At 45.0% G+C, this 15,134-nt stretch carries 29 protein-coding genes and 1 rRNA gene; all 30 read left to right on the top strand.

Annotated elements, in window-relative coordinates:
- On the top strand, positions 1 to 283 hold a 283-nt coding region (locus CZ809_RS20250), incomplete at its 5' end, for an EF-Tu C-terminal domain-related protein (protein ID WP_498179720.1).
- A gap of 451 nt (positions 284 to 734) precedes the next feature.
- On the top strand, positions 735 to 1,046 hold the full coding sequence (rpsJ, locus tag CZ809_RS20255; RefSeq protein ID WP_002541412.1) for a 30S ribosomal protein S10: 312 nt from the start codon (positions 735 to 737) through the stop codon (positions 1,044 to 1,046).
- A 14-nt stretch (positions 1,047 to 1,060) separates the two neighbouring features.
- Complete coding sequence (gene rplC, locus CZ809_RS20260; RefSeq protein WP_036789584.1) at positions 1,061 to 1,690, top strand: 50S ribosomal protein L3; 630 nt, start codon at positions 1,061 to 1,063, stop codon at positions 1,688 to 1,690.
- A gap of 16 nt (positions 1,691 to 1,706) precedes the next feature.
- Positions 1,707 to 2,309 (top strand): 50S ribosomal protein L4, encoded by a 603-nt coding sequence (rplD, locus tag CZ809_RS20265; protein ID WP_036789587.1) that lies wholly within the window; start codon positions 1,707 to 1,709, stop codon positions 2,307 to 2,309.
- Complete coding sequence (gene rplW, locus CZ809_RS20270; RefSeq protein WP_036789589.1) at positions 2,306 to 2,608, top strand: 50S ribosomal protein L23; 303 nt, start codon at positions 2,306 to 2,308, stop codon at positions 2,606 to 2,608. The genes rplD and rplW overlap by 4 nt, the downstream gene beginning before the upstream one ends.
- Before the next feature lie 18 nt (positions 2,609 to 2,626).
- Positions 2,627 to 3,451 (top strand): 50S ribosomal protein L2, encoded by an 825-nt coding sequence (gene rplB / locus CZ809_RS20275; RefSeq protein WP_045038830.1) that lies wholly within the window; start codon positions 2,627 to 2,629, stop codon positions 3,449 to 3,451.
- 18 nt (positions 3,452 to 3,469) lie between these two features.
- Positions 3,470 to 3,748, top strand: a complete 279-nt coding sequence (gene rpsS, locus CZ809_RS20280) for a 30S ribosomal protein S19 (RefSeq protein WP_005302795.1) — start codon at positions 3,470 to 3,472, stop codon at positions 3,746 to 3,748.
- Between the two features lie 10 nt (positions 3,749 to 3,758).
- Positions 3,759 to 4,091 (top strand): 50S ribosomal protein L22, encoded by a 333-nt coding sequence (gene rplV, locus CZ809_RS20285; RefSeq protein ID WP_005302797.1) that lies wholly within the window; start codon positions 3,759 to 3,761, stop codon positions 4,089 to 4,091.
- Between the two features lie 19 nt (positions 4,092 to 4,110).
- Positions 4,111 to 4,800 carry a 30S ribosomal protein S3 gene (rpsC, locus tag CZ809_RS20290; RefSeq protein WP_036789594.1) on the top strand — a complete coding sequence of 230 codons (690 nt, stop codon included), beginning with the start codon at positions 4,111 to 4,113 and terminating at the stop codon, positions 4,798 to 4,800.
- Between the two features lie 11 nt (positions 4,801 to 4,811).
- On the top strand, positions 4,812 to 5,222 hold the full coding sequence (gene rplP, locus CZ809_RS20295) for a 50S ribosomal protein L16 (RefSeq protein WP_080159320.1): 411 nt from the start codon (positions 4,812 to 4,814) through the stop codon (positions 5,220 to 5,222).
- Positions 5,222 to 5,413 (top strand): 50S ribosomal protein L29, encoded by a 192-nt coding sequence (rpmC, locus tag CZ809_RS20300; protein ID WP_036789604.1) that lies wholly within the window; start codon positions 5,222 to 5,224, stop codon positions 5,411 to 5,413. The genes rplP and rpmC overlap by 1 nt, the downstream gene beginning before the upstream one ends.
- On the top strand, positions 5,413 to 5,667 hold the full coding sequence (gene rpsQ, locus CZ809_RS20305) for a 30S ribosomal protein S17 (RefSeq protein WP_036789606.1): 255 nt from the start codon (positions 5,413 to 5,415) through the stop codon (positions 5,665 to 5,667). Before rpmC ends, rpsQ begins: the two co-directional genes overlap by 1 nt.
- Positions 5,668 to 5,830: 163 nt before the next feature.
- Positions 5,831 to 6,202, top strand: coding sequence for a 50S ribosomal protein L14 (gene rplN / locus CZ809_RS20310; RefSeq protein WP_045032667.1), 372 nt, complete (start codon positions 5,831 to 5,833; stop codon positions 6,200 to 6,202).
- Between the two features lie 12 nt (positions 6,203 to 6,214).
- On the top strand, positions 6,215 to 6,526 hold the full coding sequence (rplX, locus tag CZ809_RS20315) for a 50S ribosomal protein L24 (RefSeq protein ID WP_036789611.1): 312 nt from the start codon (positions 6,215 to 6,217) through the stop codon (positions 6,524 to 6,526).
- 15 nt (positions 6,527 to 6,541) lie between these two features.
- Complete coding sequence (gene rplE / locus CZ809_RS20320) at positions 6,542 to 7,081, top strand: 50S ribosomal protein L5 (protein ID WP_036789621.1); 540 nt, start codon at positions 6,542 to 6,544, stop codon at positions 7,079 to 7,081.
- Positions 7,082 to 7,096: 15 nt separating this feature from the next.
- Positions 7,097 to 7,402 (top strand): 30S ribosomal protein S14, encoded by a 306-nt coding sequence (gene rpsN, locus CZ809_RS20325; protein ID WP_005370985.1) that lies wholly within the window; start codon positions 7,097 to 7,099, stop codon positions 7,400 to 7,402.
- Positions 7,403 to 7,439: 37 nt separating this feature from the next.
- Positions 7,440 to 7,832, top strand: coding sequence for a 30S ribosomal protein S8 (gene rpsH / locus CZ809_RS20330; protein WP_036789627.1), 393 nt, complete (start codon positions 7,440 to 7,442; stop codon positions 7,830 to 7,832).
- A 12-nt stretch (positions 7,833 to 7,844) separates the two neighbouring features.
- Complete coding sequence (rplF, locus tag CZ809_RS20335) at positions 7,845 to 8,378, top strand: 50S ribosomal protein L6 (RefSeq protein ID WP_036789632.1); 534 nt, start codon at positions 7,845 to 7,847, stop codon at positions 8,376 to 8,378.
- A 9-nt stretch (positions 8,379 to 8,387) separates the two neighbouring features.
- Positions 8,388 to 8,741: a 50S ribosomal protein L18 gene (gene rplR, locus CZ809_RS20340; protein WP_036789636.1), complete on the top strand. Its 354-nt coding sequence runs from the start codon at positions 8,388 to 8,390 to the stop codon at positions 8,739 to 8,741.
- 12 nt (positions 8,742 to 8,753) lie between these two features.
- Positions 8,754 to 9,251 carry a 30S ribosomal protein S5 gene (rpsE, locus tag CZ809_RS20345; RefSeq protein ID WP_036789639.1) on the top strand — a complete coding sequence of 166 codons (498 nt, stop codon included), beginning with the start codon at positions 8,754 to 8,756 and terminating at the stop codon, positions 9,249 to 9,251.
- Between the two features lie 5 nt (positions 9,252 to 9,256).
- Entirely contained in the window at positions 9,257 to 9,436 is a 180-nt protein-coding gene (rpmD, locus tag CZ809_RS20350; protein WP_005302823.1) for a 50S ribosomal protein L30, read from the top strand.
- 5 nt (positions 9,437 to 9,441) lie between these two features.
- Entirely contained in the window at positions 9,442 to 9,876 is a 435-nt protein-coding gene (rplO, locus tag CZ809_RS20355; RefSeq protein WP_036789641.1) for a 50S ribosomal protein L15, read from the top strand.
- A gap of 22 nt (positions 9,877 to 9,898) precedes the next feature.
- Positions 9,899 to 11,224 (top strand): preprotein translocase subunit SecY, encoded by a 1,326-nt coding sequence (gene secY / locus CZ809_RS20360; protein ID WP_045038820.1) that lies wholly within the window; start codon positions 9,899 to 9,901, stop codon positions 11,222 to 11,224.
- 31 nt (positions 11,225 to 11,255) lie between these two features.
- Complete coding sequence (gene rpmJ, locus CZ809_RS20365) at positions 11,256 to 11,369, top strand: 50S ribosomal protein L36 (RefSeq protein ID WP_000868186.1); 114 nt, start codon at positions 11,256 to 11,258, stop codon at positions 11,367 to 11,369.
- A 145-nt stretch (positions 11,370 to 11,514) separates the two neighbouring features.
- Positions 11,515 to 11,871, top strand: a complete 357-nt coding sequence (gene rpsM / locus CZ809_RS20370) for a 30S ribosomal protein S13 (protein ID WP_005370966.1) — start codon at positions 11,515 to 11,517, stop codon at positions 11,869 to 11,871.
- Positions 11,872 to 11,890: 19 nt separating this feature from the next.
- Complete coding sequence (gene rpsK, locus CZ809_RS20375; RefSeq protein WP_005370963.1) at positions 11,891 to 12,280, top strand: 30S ribosomal protein S11; 390 nt, start codon at positions 11,891 to 11,893, stop codon at positions 12,278 to 12,280.
- Between the two features lie 32 nt (positions 12,281 to 12,312).
- On the top strand, positions 12,313 to 12,933 hold the full coding sequence (gene rpsD / locus CZ809_RS20380; RefSeq protein ID WP_061000877.1) for a 30S ribosomal protein S4: 621 nt from the start codon (positions 12,313 to 12,315) through the stop codon (positions 12,931 to 12,933).
- Between the two features lie 23 nt (positions 12,934 to 12,956).
- Positions 12,957 to 13,946 (top strand): DNA-directed RNA polymerase subunit alpha, encoded by a 990-nt coding sequence (locus tag CZ809_RS20385; RefSeq protein WP_036789646.1) that lies wholly within the window; start codon positions 12,957 to 12,959, stop codon positions 13,944 to 13,946.
- Positions 13,947 to 13,980: 34 nt separating this feature from the next.
- Positions 13,981 to 14,364: a 50S ribosomal protein L17 gene (gene rplQ, locus CZ809_RS20390; protein WP_045032685.1), complete on the top strand. Its 384-nt coding sequence runs from the start codon at positions 13,981 to 13,983 to the stop codon at positions 14,362 to 14,364.
- A 655-nt stretch (positions 14,365 to 15,019) separates the two neighbouring features.
- A 16S ribosomal RNA gene (locus CZ809_RS20395) occupies positions 15,020 to 15,134 on the top strand; the annotation flags it as partial.

Raw genomic sequence — 15,134 nt, forward strand, 5'->3', positions numbered from 1 at the left:
ACACACTACTTTCACTTCAGAAATCTATGTTCTTTCTAAAGATGAAGGCGGTCGTCACACTCCTTTCTTCAAAGGTTACCGTCCACAGTTCTACTTCCGTACAACTGACGTAACTGGTACTATCGAGTTACCAGAAGGCGTTGAAATGGTAATGCCTGGTGATAACATCTCTATGACTGTTACTCTAATCGCACCTATCGCGATGGATGAAGGTCTACGTTTTGCTATCCGTGAAGGTGGCCGTACAGTTGGTGCTGGTGTTGTTGCAACTATCATTGCTTAATAGCAATTAGTGCATAACTAAGTACTGAATAAAAAGGAAGCTTCGGCTTCCTTTTTTTATATCTAAAAAACAGAAGTGGTTAATTTTTGCTATTAAGCAGCCACATGTAAAGACACTAAGTTATTGATAATATAGGTTAATAATTGAATAATTGTTTATTTATCGATCAAGGCTTGCTTTCAAAAATGTGATCTGTATAATGCTCACCACTGCCAGAGACAAAGTCTTGTAAGCGCTGTTGTGAACCAATAAGCATTGAGGAGAAACGTACTACAGGCTATGCCGAGTATGTTTCATAATGAATACTCTGACTTATGTTCGCAGTCATTAAATTGGCTGACAATGCATCCGATAGGGATGCTACGTTCACATAAATCAATCGACATTCCTTCGTCTTTACGAACGTGAGTGGCGATATTGTTTGTGTAATTTTTATTTGGAGCTCTGTCTAATGCAGAACCAACGTATTCGTATCCGCCTAAAGGCTTTCGATCATCGTTTGATCGACCAGTCTACTGCGGAAATCGTTGAAACAGCTAAGCGTACTGGCGCACAGGTTAAGGGTCCAATCCCTCTTCCTACTCGCAAAGAGCGCTTCACTGTTCTTATTTCTCCACACGTTAATAAGGACGCACGTGACCAGTACGAAATTCGTACACACAAGCGCCTTATCGACATCGTTGAGCCTACAGACAAAACTGTTGATGCTCTGATGCGTCTAGATCTAGCTGCTGGCGTTGACGTACAGATCAGCCTAGGTTAAGGGGAGATAAGAGAATGATTGGTCTAATCGGTCGTAAAGTGGGCATGACCCGCATCTTTACCGAAGATGGCATTTCTATTCCAGTTACTGTTGTTGAAGTTGAAAACAACCGCGTTACTCAGGTTAAATCTGTAGAAACTGACGGTTACAACGCTATTCAAGTAACAGCTGGAACTAAGAAAGCTAGCCGCGTATCTAAGCCAGAAGCTGGTCACTTTGCGAAAGCAGGTGTAGAAGCTGGTCGCGGTCTTTGGGAATTCCGTCTAGAAAATAATGAAGAATTCGCAGTTGGCGCTGAGCTAAGTGTTGAAATCTTTAACGAAATTAAAAAAGTAGACGTTACTGGTACATCTAAAGGTAAGGGCTTCCAAGGTGCTATTAAGCGCTGGAACTTCCGTACTCAAGATATGACCCATGGTAACTCCTTGTCTCACCGCGCTCCGGGTTCAATTGGCCAATGTCAAACTCCAGGTCGTGTATTTAAAGGCAAGAAAATGGCTGGTCACATGGGTGCTGAGCGTGTAACGACTCAAAACCTAGAGATCGTACGTGTTGACGCTGAGCGCAATCTGCTTCTTATTAAAGGTGCAGTCCCTGGTGCTACAGGCGGTAACGTGATCGTTAAACCAGCTGTTAAAGCGTAACGTCGAGGAGTTAGTAATGGAATTGGTAGTCAAAGGCGCTAACGCGCTAACTGTCTCCGAAACTACTTTTGGGCGTGATTTCAATGAAGCGCTTGTACACCAAGTAGTTGTTGCGTTTGCAGCAGGTGCTCGTCAGGGTACACGTGCTCAGAAGACTCGTTCAGACGTTTCTGGTGGTGGCGCTAAGCCATGGCGCCAGAAGGGTACTGGTCGCGCTCGTGCAGGTACAATCCGCAGTCCGCTATGGCGTTCTGGTGGTGTTACTTTCGCTGCTCGTCCTCAGGATCACAGCCAAAAAGTAAACAAGAAAATGTACCGCGGTGCTATGAAGAGCATTCTTTCTGAGTTAGTTCGTCAAGAGCGTTTAATCGTTGTTGAAAACTTCACTCTAGAAGCACCAAAGACAAAAGCACTAGTTGCTAAGCTTAAAGAGCTTGAGCTAACTGATGCACTAATCGTAACTGGCGAATTAGATGAGAATCTATTCCTTGCAGCACGTAACCTATACAAAGTAGACGTACGTGATGCAGCGGCAATCGATCCAGTTAGCTTAATCGCTTTCGATAAAATTGTAATGACTGCAGCTGCAGTTAAAGCAATCGAGGAGATGCTAGCATGATCACTGAAGAGCGTATTTTAAAAGTTCTACGTGCTCCGCACATCTCTGAAAAAGCATCAATGGCTGCTGAAAACGCGAATACTATCGTGTTTAAAGTTGCTATTACTGCGACAAAGAGAGAGATCAAAGCAGCAGTTGAAAAACTGTTTGAGGTTGAAGTTAAGTCTGTAAATACTCTTATCACTAAGGGTAAGACCAAACGTCAAGGTATGCGCCAAGGCCGTCGTTCAGACGTGAAGAAAGCGTATGTTATCTTGAAAGAAGGTCAAGACATCGACTTCGCTGGTAGTGCAGAGTAAGGCTAGGAGCAAAGAAGAATGGCTATTGTAAAATGTAAGCCGACTTCCCCAGGTCGTCGCCACGTAGTTAAAGTGGTTAACTCTGACCTGCATAAGGGTAAGCCGTACGCACCACTTCTAGAGAAAAACTCTAAGACTGGTGGTCGTAACAATAACGGTCGTATCACAGTACGTCATATCGGTGGTGGTAACAAACAACACTACCGTCTAATTGACTTTAAACGTACTAAAGATGGCATCCCAGCGAAAGTTGAGCGTCTAGAATACGATCCAAACCGTAGCGCAAACATTGCTCTAGTTCTGTACGCAGACGGTGAGCGCCGCTACATTATCGCACCTAAAGGTATCCAAGCTGGTGATATGATCCAGTCTGGCGAAGATGCTGCTATCAAAGTTGGTAACACTTTACCAATGCGCAACATCCCAGTAGGTTCAACAGTACACTGTGTTGAACTTAAGCCTGGTAAAGGTGCACAGCTGGCTCGTTCAGCTGGTGCATACGCTCAGATCATTGCACGTGCAGGCACTTATGTGACTCTACGTCTACGTTCTGGTGAAATGCGTAAAGTTCTTGCTGACGGTCGTGCGACTCTAGGTGAAGTTGGTAACGCAGAACACATGCTACGTGAGCTAGGTAAAGCTGGTGCTTCACGCTGGCGCGGTGTTCGTCCAACTGTACGTGGTGTTGTAATGAACCCAGTGGATCACCCACATGGTGGTGGTGAAGGTCGTACATCAGGCGGTCGTCATCCAGTAACACCTTGGGGCGTTCCAACTAAGGGTTATAAGACTCGTAGCAACAAGCGCACCGACAAGTACATCGTACGTCGTCGTAATAAGTAATTATAAAGAGGATACGCCATGCCACGTTCTCTCAAGAAAGGTCCATTCATTGACCTACACTTGCTGAAGAAGGTAGAGAAAGCGTTGGAAAGCGGAGACAAAAAGCCTGTTAAGACTTGGTCCCGTCGCTCAATGATCATCCCTCAGATGATCGGTTTGACCATCGCTGTCCATAATGGTCGTCAGCACGTTCCTGTTTTCGTTTCTGAAGAAATGATCGGTCACAAGCTAGGCGAATTTGCACCAACACGTACTTACCGCGGTCATGCTGCGGATAAGAAAGCTAAAAAGCGCTAAGGAGTAGGTAATGGAAGCTATCGCTAAACATCGCTTTGCTCGCATTTCGCCGCAAAAAGCTCGTTTGGTTGCAGATCAACTGCGCGGTAAGCCAGTTGCTCAAGCTCTAGAAATTCTTAATTTCAGCAACAAAAAAGCTGCTGATTTAATCAAGAAAGTTCTAGAGTCAGCTATCGCTAACGCAGAACACAACGAAGGCGCAGACATTGATGATCTTAATGTTGCTAAAATCTTCGTTGACGAAGGTCCTACCATGAAGCGTATTATGCCTCGTGCTAAAGGCCGTGCCGATCGCATCTTGAAGCGTTCTAGCCACATCACTGTTGTTGTAGCAGACCGCTAAGAGACTAGGAGAGAAAGCAATGGGTCAGAAAGTACATCCTAATGGTATTCGTTTAGGCATCTGTAAGCCTTGGAATACCACTTGGTTTGCTAACAGCCAAGAATTCGCTGACAACCTAGACGGCGATTTCAAGGTACGCCAGTTCCTTACTAAGGAACTAGCAAAAGCATCTCTATCACGCATCGTTATCGAGCGTCCTGCGAAGAGCATCCGTGTGACTATTCACACTGCTCGTCCAGGCGTAGTAATCGGTAAGAAAGGCGAAGACGTAGAGAAACTACGTGCAGCAGTTGCGAAGATCGCGGGCGTTCCAGCTCAGATCAACATCGCTGAAGTACGTAAACCAGAACTAGATGGTCAACTAGTTGCAGACAGCATTTCGTCTCAACTAGAGCGTCGTGTAATGTTCCGTCGCGCGATGAAGCGTGCAGTTCAAAACGCTATGCGTCTTGGCGCTAAAGGTATCAAAGTTGAAGTAAGCGGCCGTCTAGGCGGTGCTGAAATTGCACGTACTGAGTGGTACCGTGAAGGCCGTGTGCCTCTACACACTCTTCGTGCTGACATTGACTACGCAACTTCTTCGGCTCACACCCAATACGGTGTTATCGGCGTTAAAGTTTGGATCTTCAAAGGTGAAGTTCTAGGCGGCATGCCGGTTGAAGAGCCAAAGGCTGACAAGCCTAAGAAGCAGCGCAAAAGCCGTAAATAAGGAGTTTATTGATGCTGCAACCTAAACGCACTAAATTCCGCAAGGCCTTTAAAGGCCGTAACCGCGGTTTAGCGAACGGTACTGATGTAAGCTTTGGTACATTTGGTCTTAAAGCAGTCGGCCGTGGTCGTCTAACTGCTCGTCAGATCGAAGCTGCACGTCGTGCTATGACTCGTCATGTAAAACGTCAGGGCCAAATCTGGATTCGTGTATTCCCAGACAAACCAATCACATCTAAGCCTCTTGAAGTTCGTCAAGGTAAAGGTAAGGGTAGTGTGGAGTACTGGGTTGCACAGATTCAACCAGGTAAAGTTCTATACGAAATGGGTGGTGTTCCTGAAACATTAGCTCGTGAAGCATTTAATCTTGCTGCACGTAAGCTACCAATCAAGACAACATTCGTAATTAAGGCGGTGATGTGATGAATGCACTAGATCTACGCGCTAAAAGCGTTGAAGAGCTTAATGCAGAGCTTGTGAATTTGCTACGTGAACAGTTTAACTTGCGTATGCAAGCTGCGACTGGTCAACTACAGCAGACTCACAATCTTAAAACTGTACGTCGTGATATCGCACGTGTTAAAACTGTACTGACTGAGAAGGCTGGCGCATAATGAGCGATCAAATCCGTACTCAGCTTGGTCGTGTAGTTAGCGACAAAGGCGATAAGTCTATTGTTGTTGCTATCGAGCGTAAAGTGAAGCACCCGATCTACGGTAAGTACATCACACGCACGACTAAGCTTCATGCACACGATGAAAACAACGAATGTGGCCTAGGCGACATGGTTGAAGTTCGCGAGTGCCGTCCAATGTCAAAGACTAAGTCTTGGGCTTTGGTACGCGTAGTTGAAAAAGCACGTATTTAATACGTACTAACAACTACTTAAGTAAGCGGCCCTGAAAAACTTAGGGCCGTTCATTTTTTTATCTACCCATCGGTCGAAAATGGTGTTATTATTCGCCGCCTTTGAAGAAAAGGCATATCGACTCGATTTGGGTCTAGATGTTTTAAATTAGCGGAGCACTAACATGATCCAAATGCAAAGTATGCTTGATGCTGCGGATAACTCCGGCGCACGTAGCGTAATGTGTATTAAGGTTCTGGGTGGTTCTCACCGTCGCTATGCACATATCGGTGACATCATCAAGATTACTGTAAAGGAAGCAATTCCACGCGGTAAAGTTAAGAAAGGTGATGTACTGAAAGCGGTGGTTGTACGCACCCGTAAAGGCGTTCGTCGTCAAGATGGCTCTGTCATTCGCTTTGACCGTAATGCTTGCGTATTGTTGAACGACAACACTGAGCAACCTATCGGTACCCGTATCTTTGGCCCTGTGACTCGTGAACTTCGTAATACGAAATTCATGAAGATTGTATCACTAGCGCCAGAAGTACTTTAAGGAGCGACTATAATGGCAGCTAAAATCCGTCGTAACGACGAAGTTATCATTCTTGCTGGTAAAGATAAAGGCAAGACTGGTAAAGTAACTAAGGTTCTAGCAACCGGTAAAGTTATCGTTGAAGGTATCAACATGGTTAAGAAACACCAGAAGCCGGTTCCGGCAATGGGTGTTCAAGGCGGTATCGTTGAGCAGGAAGCTGCGATCGATGCGTCTAATGTTGCTATCGTTAACGGTCAAGGTAAAGCGGACCGTGTAGGCTTCCGATTTGAAGACGACAAAAAAGTTCGTTTCTTTAAATCGACTGGCGAAACTATCAAGTAAGTTTGGAGTAGTACTATGGCGAAACTGCATGATTACTACAAAGAGACTGTTGTAAAAGACCTTGCTGGCAAGTTCGAATACAAGAGTATCATGCAAGTCCCAAGGATCGAAAAGATCACACTTAACATGGGTGTGGGCGAAGCTATCAACGACAAGAAGCTGCTAGAAAACGCTGCTGCTGACATGACTGCAATTGCAGGTCAGAAGCCGCTAATCACAGTAGCACGCAAGTCAGTTGCAGGCTTTAAGATCCGTGAGGGCTACCCTATTGGCTGTAAAGTAACCTTACGTGGCGAGCGTATGTGGGACTTTTTCGAGCGTCTAATTTCAATTGCTGTACCTCGTATTCGAGATTTCCGTGGTTTAAACCCGAAATCATTCGATGGTCGTGGTAACTACAGCATGGGCGTTCGTGAGCAGATCATCTTCCCAGAAATCGATTTCGATAAAGTAGATCGTGTACGTGGTTTAGACATCACAATCACAACTTCTGCTAAATCTGATGAAGAAGCTCTAGCTCTACTGTCTGCTTTTAACTTCCCATTCCGTAAGTAAAAGTAAGGGTTACTAATGGCTAAAGAATCAATGAAGGCACGTGAAGCTAAACGTGCCAAGCTAGTAGCTAAGTTCGCTGAAAAGCGTGCTGCGCTAAAAGCTCTAATTAGCGACGTGAATGCGTCTGAAGAAGATCGCTGGAATGCAGTGCTTAAACTTCAGTCACTACCACGTGATTCTGCGAAGTCTCGTCAGCGTAATCGCTGTAACCAGACTGGACGTCCACACGGCTACCTACGTAAGTTCGGTCTTAGCCGTATCAAGGTTCGTGAAGCTTGCATGAAAGGCGAGATTCCGGGTCTACGTAAAGCAAGCTGGTAATACCAGTAAGCAATTCAGAATCACGGAGTATTAACTTATGAGCATGCAAGATCCGATTTCGGATATGCTGACCCGTCTTCGTAACGGTCAGGCAGCGAAAAAAGTTGCTGTAAAAATGCCATCTTCTAAGCTTAAAGTTGCAATTGCAGCATTATTACAAGAAGAAGGTTTCGTGGCTGACTACACTGTAACAGGTGACGTTAAGCCAGAGCTAGAAGTTACACTTAAGTACTTTGAAGCTAATCCAGTTATTGAGCAAATCCAACGTGTTTCACGTCCTGGTCTACGCATCTACAAGAAAAAAGGTGCGCTACCATCAGTGATGGGTGGCCTTGGTATTGCTGTTATTTCCACTTCCAAGGGTCTTATGACCGACCGCGCTGCACGCAAAGCGGGTCTTGGCGGTGAGATTATCTGCTACGTAGCATAATAGGAGTAGAACATGTCTCGTGTTGCAAAAGCACCAGTAGTTTTCCCTGCCGGCGTAGAAGTTAATCTTAACGGTCAGGAAATTACTGTTAAAGGTTCAAAAGGCGAATTAGTTCGTGTTATGAACCCAGCAGTAGTTCTAACTTTGGAAGAGAACAAAGTTACTTTCGGTCCTCGTGAAGGGTTCGATAAAGCTTGGGCACAAGCAGGTACTGCTCGTGCACTAGTTAACAACATGGTTGTTGGTGTTACCGAAGGCTTCACTAAGAAGCTGACTCTTAAGGGTGTAGGTTACCGTGCTGCTATCAAAGGCAACGCTGTAGGTCTAACTCTAGGTTTCTCTCATCCAGTTGAGCACGAACTTCCAGCAGGTATCAAAGCTGAATGTCCATCACAAACTGAAATCGTACTTACGGGTACTGATAAGCAGTTGGTTGGTCAGGTAGCTGCTGATATTCGCGCTTACCGTAGCCCTGAACCTTATAAAGGTAAAGGTGTTCGTTACGCCGACGAAGTTGTGCGTACTAAAGAAGCTAAGAAGAAGTAAGGTAACACTATGGATAAGAAAGCATCTCGTATCCGTCGTGCGACCCGAGCACGTCGTAAGATTGCTGAACTGGGCGCAACTCGCCTAGTTGTACACCGTACTCCACGTCACGTGTACGCTCAGGTAATCGCACCGAACGGCTCTGAGGTTATCGCAGCCGCTTCTACTTTAGAAAAAGCGATCCGTGAGCAAGTTAAGAGTACCGGAAACAAAGACGCTGCTGCAGTTGTAGGTAAAACTATTGCTGAGCGCGCGATTGAAAAAGGCATCTCTAACGTTGCATTTGATCGCTCTGGTTTCCAATACCACGGCCGTATCGCGACACTAGCAGAAGCTGCTCGTGAAGCTGGTCTGAAATTCTAAGGTAGGCGGAAGATGGCTAACGAAAAGACACAATCAGATTTGAATGAAAAACTGATCGCTGTTAACCGTGTTTCAAAAACGGTTAAAGGTGGTCGTATTTTCAGCTTTACTGCACTAACAGTAGTTGGTGACGGTAACGGTCGCATCGGTTTCGGTTACGGTAAAGCACGTGAAGTGCCTGCTGCAATCCAGAAAGCGATGGAAAAAGCACGTCGTAACATGGTTACGATCGCAATCAACGAAGGTACTCTTCACCACGCTGTTAAAGGCCGTCACACTGGTTCTCAAGTGTACATGCAGCCTGCATCAGAAGGTACTGGTATCATCGCCGGTGGCGCAATGCGTGCAGTGCTAGAAGTTGCGGGTATCCGTAACGTACTAGCAAAAACATACGGTTCTACTAATCCAATCAACGTTGTTCGCGCAACAATTTTGGGTCTAAGTGGAATGAACTCTCCAGAAATGATCGCTGCAAAACGTGGTCTTTCTGTTAAAGAAATTCTGGAGTAATCGACATGGCTAAAACTATTAAAGTAACCCAAACAAAGAGCTCTATCGGTCGTTTACCGAAGCATAAAGCTACTTTGCGCGGCCTAGGCCTTCGTCGCATCAACCACACTGTTGAACTTGAAGATACTGCTTGCGTACGCGGCATGATCAATAAAGTTTACTACATGGTTAAAGTTGAGGAGTAATCAGTATGCGTTTGAATACTCTATCACCGGCCGCTGGTTCTAAGCCTTCTGCGAAGCGCGTAGGCCGTGGTATCGGTTCAGGTCTAGGTAAAACTTGTGGCCGTGGTGTTAAAGGTCAGAAATCACGTTCAGGTGGTTCTGTTCGCCCAGGTTTTGAAGGCGGTCAAATGCCTTTGAAACAGCGTCTACCAAAGTTCGGTTTTACGTCTCGTAAGAGCCTAGTAACTGCTGAAGTTCGTCTAGCTGAGCTAGCGAAAGTTGAAGGTGATGTTGTAAGCCTTGAAACACTAAAAGCTGCGAATGTTATCACTAAGGACATTAAGTTCGTGAAAGTTGTACTTTCTGGTGATATCGCTCGTTCAGTAACAGTGAAAGGCCTACGCGTTACTAAAGGCGCTTTAGCTGCTATCGAAGCTGCTGGCGGTAAAATCGAGGAATAATTAACTCGAGGATGAGGTACAGATGGCTAAACAACCAGGACAAGATTTTCGTAGTGGACAAGGTGGCCTAGCAGAGCTTAAGTCACGCCTTCTCTTTGTATTAGGTGCGATATTAATATTCCGAGCTGGATCCTTTGTGCCTATTCCTGGTATTGACGCTGCTGTACTTGCCAGTCTGTTCGAGCAGCAAAAGGGTACCATCATTGAGATGTTTAACATGTTCTCTGGTGGTGCACTCTCGCGTGCTTCTATTTTAGCTCTGGGCATAATGCCGTATATTTCTGCGTCCATTATTGTCCAGCTGCTAACAGTAGTTCATCCAGCCTTGGCTGAGTTGAAGAAAGAAGGTGAAGCTGGCCGTCGTAAGATTAGTCAGTACACCCGATACGGTACGCTTGTATTGGCAACCTTCCAAGCAATTGGTATTGCAACGGGGTTACCAAGTATGATTCCAGGCCTGGTACATAATCCAGGTCCTAGTTTCTATTTTGTTGCCGTGGTTAGTTTGGTTACTGGTACCATGTTCTTAATGTGGTTAGGTGAGCAAGTTACCGAGCGTGGCATTGGTAACGGTATATCTGTGATTATTTTCACTGGTATCGTTGCTGGTTTGCCGCCAGCTATTGGACAGACCGTAGAGCAAGCGCGTCAAGGTGAATTGCACGTACTTCTTCTACTATTAATTGCGGTTATATCTTTTGCTGTGATTTACTTTGTAGTGTTCATGGAACGTGGTCAACGTCGTATCGTCGTTAACTACGCTAAGCGTCAACAAGGCCGTCGTGTCTTCGCAGCGCAGAGCACACACCTACCGTTGAAAATCAACATGGCAGGTGTAATCCCAGCAATTTTCGCATCGAGTATTATTCTGTTTCCAGGCACACTGGCTCAGTGGTTTGGACAAAGTGAAGGTCTTGGCTGGTTAAGTGATATTTCACTTGCACTTAGTCCAGGACAGCCACTTTATGTAATGCTCTACGCTGCTGCAATTATATTCTTCTGTTTCTTCTATACCGCGTTGGTGTTTAACCCTCGCGAGACAGCAGATAACTTGAAGAAGTCTGGAGCATTCATACCTGGTATTCGCCCGGGTGAACAGACCGCAATGTACATTGATAAAGTAATGACTCGACTAACCCTAGCGGGTGCGTTGTATATCACCTTTATCTGTCTGATCCCCGAGTTCATGATGATTGCATGGAATGTCCGCTTTTATTTTGGTGGTACTTCCCTACTAATCGTAGTTGTTGTTATCATGGATTTCATGGCTCAAGTTCAGACACATTTGATGTCTCAACAGTATGAGTCAGTATTGAAAAAAGCTAATCTGAAAGGCTACGGCCGCTAAGTTTAGTTTTCCATATTTACGGAGTTTAGCAATGAAAGTTCGTGCTTCCGTTAAGAAAATCTGCCGTAACTGTAAAGTTATCAAGCGCAACGGTGTTGTGCGTGTGATTTGCAGTGAGCCAAAGCATAAACAACGCCAAGGCTAATTAGCAGAAATATTTCTTGCAAATTGAAGATAGGTTGGCTAAATTAGTCAACCATCTTTTGTTATGTGCAAAAGAATTGTACCACCGCTGCGTATCCTGAACGGGCTCTGCAGCGGTTATTCTTGTAAAGTACTAGGAGTGAATAGTGGCCCGTATTGCAGGCATTAACATTCCTGATCAGAAACACGCTGTAATCGCATTAACTGCGATTTACGGCATCGGTAAGACTCGTTCTCAAGCTATTCTAGCTGAAACGGGTATTGCTGAAGATGTTAAGATCAGTGAACTAACTGAAGAACAGATCGATCTACTGCGTGATGGTGTAGCTAAATACACTGTAGAAGGTGATCTTCGTCGTGAAATTTCCATGAACATCAAGCGTCTTATGGACCTTGGTTGTTACCGTGGTCTTCGTCACCGTCGCAGTCTACCTCTACGTGGACAGCGTACTAAAACCAACGCACGTACCCGTAAGGGTCCGCGCAAGCCGATCAAAAAATAGTCGGATAAGGTAGAGTACAATGGCAAAACAACCAACTCGCGCTCGTAAGCGCGTACGCAAGCAAGTAGCCGATGGCGTTGCGCACATCCATGCTTCTTTCAACAACACAATCGTAACCATTACTGACCGTCAAGGTAATGCTCTTTCATGGGCAACTGCAGGTGGTTCAGGTTTCCGTGGTTCTCGTAAATCTACTCCGTTCGCTGCACAGGTTGCTGCTGAGCGTTGTGGTGAAATGGCCAAAGAATATGGCGTTAAGAACCTAGAAGTTATGGTTAAGGGCCCTGGTCCTGGTCGTGAGTCTACAATCCGCGCTCTAAACGCAGCGGGTTTCCGTATCACTAACATTGTTGATGCGACTCCGATCCCTCATAACGGTTGTCGTCCACCTAAGAAACGTCGCGTATAACGTTTAGTTTCTAGGAATATTGGAGAAAGAAAATGGCAAGATATTTGGGTCCTAAGCTAAAGCTTAGCCGTCGCGAAGGCACTGACTTATTCCTTAAGTCTGGTGTACGTGCGATTGATACCAAGTGTAAGATTGATAACGCTCCGGGCCAACATGGTGCTCGTCGCGGTCGTCTATCTGATTACGGCGTTCAGCTTCGTGAGAAGCAGAAAGTTCGTCGTACATATGGCGTACTAGAAAAACAATTCCGTAACTACTACAAGACAGCTGCCCGCATCAAGGGTAACACAGGTGAAAACTTGCTTCAGCTTCTTGAAGGTCGTTTAGATAACGTAGTTTACCGTATGGGCTTTGGTGCAACTCGCGCTGAATCTCGTCAATTGGTAAGCCACAAAGCGATTCTAGTTAACGGTCAAGTCGTAAACGTTCCTTCTTTCAAGGTAGCGGCAAACGACGTTGTTAGCATTCGTGAGAAAGCTAAGAACCAAGCACGCATTAAAGCAGCTCTTGAAGTTGCTACACAGCGTGAACTACCGACTTGGGTCGAAGTAGACAGCAGCAAGATGGAAGGTACGTTTAAGCGTCTTCCAGAACGTTCTGATTTGTCTGCCGACATCAACGAACACCTGATCGTCGAGCTTTACTCTAAGTAAGGCTACAGTTAAGAGAGGACACAATGCAGGGTTCTGTAACAGAATTTCTTAAGCCGCGTCTAGTTGACATCGAACAAGTCAGCTCTACGCACGCAAAAGTAACTCTAGAGCCGTTGGAGCGTGGTTTCGGCCACACTCTAGGAAACGCTCTTCGTCGTATTTTATTATCTTCTATGCCAGGTTGTGCTGTAACAGAAGTTGAAATCGACGGTGTGTTACATGAGTACAGCACCAAAGAAGGCGTTCAGGAGGATATCCTTGAAATTCTTCTTAACCTTAAAGGTCTAGCCGTTAAGGTTGAGGGTAAAGATGAAGTTATTCTTACTCTGAACAAATCTGGTGCAGGCCCTGTTGTTGCAGGTGACATCACCCATGATGGTGATGTTGAGATTGCGAACCCAGAACACGTAATCTGCCATTTAACTGATGACAATGCTGAATTAAGCATGCGCATCAAGGTAGAACGTGGTCGTGGCTACGTACCAGCATCAGCTCGTATTCACACTGAAGAAGATGAGCGTCCAATTGGTCGTTTGTTAGTAGATGCTACTTACAGCCCAGTGGACCGTATCGCTTACGCGGTAGAGGCAGCACGTGTAGAACAACGTACTGACCTAGACAAGCTTGTAATCGATATGGAGACTAACGGTACACTTGATCCTGAGGAAGCTATCCGCCGTGCAGCAACAATTCTTGCTGAACAATTGGATGCGTTTGTAGATCTTCGCGATGTACGAGTTCCTGAAGAGAAAGAAGAGAAGCCGGAGTTCGATCCGATCCTACTGCGTCCTGTAGACGATCTTGAACTAACTGTTCGCTCTGCTAACTGTCTGAAAGCAGAAGCGATCCATTACATCGGTGATCTTGTTCAGCGTACTGAGGTTGAGCTTCTTAAAACGCCAAACCTTGGTAAGAAGTCTTTGACAGAAATCAAAGATGTATTGGCATCTCGTGGTCTATCTCTAGGTATGCGCCTAGAAAATTGGCCACCTGCATCAATCGCTGAAGATTAATAGTTTACTGATATCTAGTTAGAAGGATTAGGTCATGCGCCATCGTAAGAGTGGTCGTCAACTCAACCGCAACAGCAGTCATCGTAAAGCGATGTTCAGCAACATGGCTAGCTCTCTGGTACGTCACGAATTAATTAAGACTACCTTGCCTAAAGCAAAAGAGCTACGTCGCGTAATTGAGCCTTTGATTACCCTAGCTAAGACCGACAGTGTTGCTAACCGTCGTCTTGCATTCGCTCGTACTCGTGATAACGAAGTTGTTGCGAAATTATTTAACGAACTAGGTCCACGCTTCGCAGCGCGTCCTGGTGGTTACACTCGTATCATGAAGTGCGGTTTCCGTACTGGTGATAAAGCTCCTATGGCTTACATCGAGTTACTTGACCGTCCTGCAAAGGAAGAAGCTACTGCTGAATAAGCACTAGCCGTTAAATAAGAAAAAAGCTGAGTCCTTTGGACTCGGCTTTTTTTTTGAGTTTTTATTAATATTGTTTTCATAATATCTGCTACTGCTACTTCGTTTATTTTTATATATCCTCTCTCCTTACTGTTAAATCTTCTTTGTTGTTAGTTTTGAACATTCGCTGTTAGTTATAACCATTTATAAATATCATTGGTGTGATTATTTTTATCAAATAGCGATAGATATACCTTTAATTGCCAACTGTTTATAACGAGTTAAAAATTGTTATTAATAATAAATAGATTATAAAAATACCAATTAATGCCATATCTGCTTTTAATCTAAGCAAACGAATTTATTTTTTAAAATTATGCTTGTCAGCTTTAAATATCTCCCTATAATGCGACCTCACTGACACGGACAACGGCGCAAGCGGTTACCGAGAGTCAGTATGTTCTTTAACAATTTGACCATGCAATCTGTGTGGGCACTCGTTGAATAGTTAAGTCGAAAGATTTATCAATGAACTGAGTGACCAATACAAATAACTACGGTTATTTGGCACAGTCAATTCATTATCGTTCTGTTGGAACGATAATAGCTTTAAAATTACTAAGGTAGTTTTGAAGTCAGTATTCATTGAGCCGTTTCGAAAGAGACAACAAAACTTTAATTGAAGAGTTTGATCATGGCTCAGATTGAACGCTGGCGGCAGGCCTAACACATGCAAGTCGAGCGGTAACAGAAAGAAAGCTTGCTTTCTTTGCTGACGAGCGGCGGACGGG

The sequence above is a fragment of the Photobacterium piscicola genome (assembly GCF_900166965.1).
In the GTDB taxonomy this organism is placed as follows: domain Bacteria; phylum Pseudomonadota; class Gammaproteobacteria; order Enterobacterales; family Vibrionaceae; genus Photobacterium; species Photobacterium piscicola.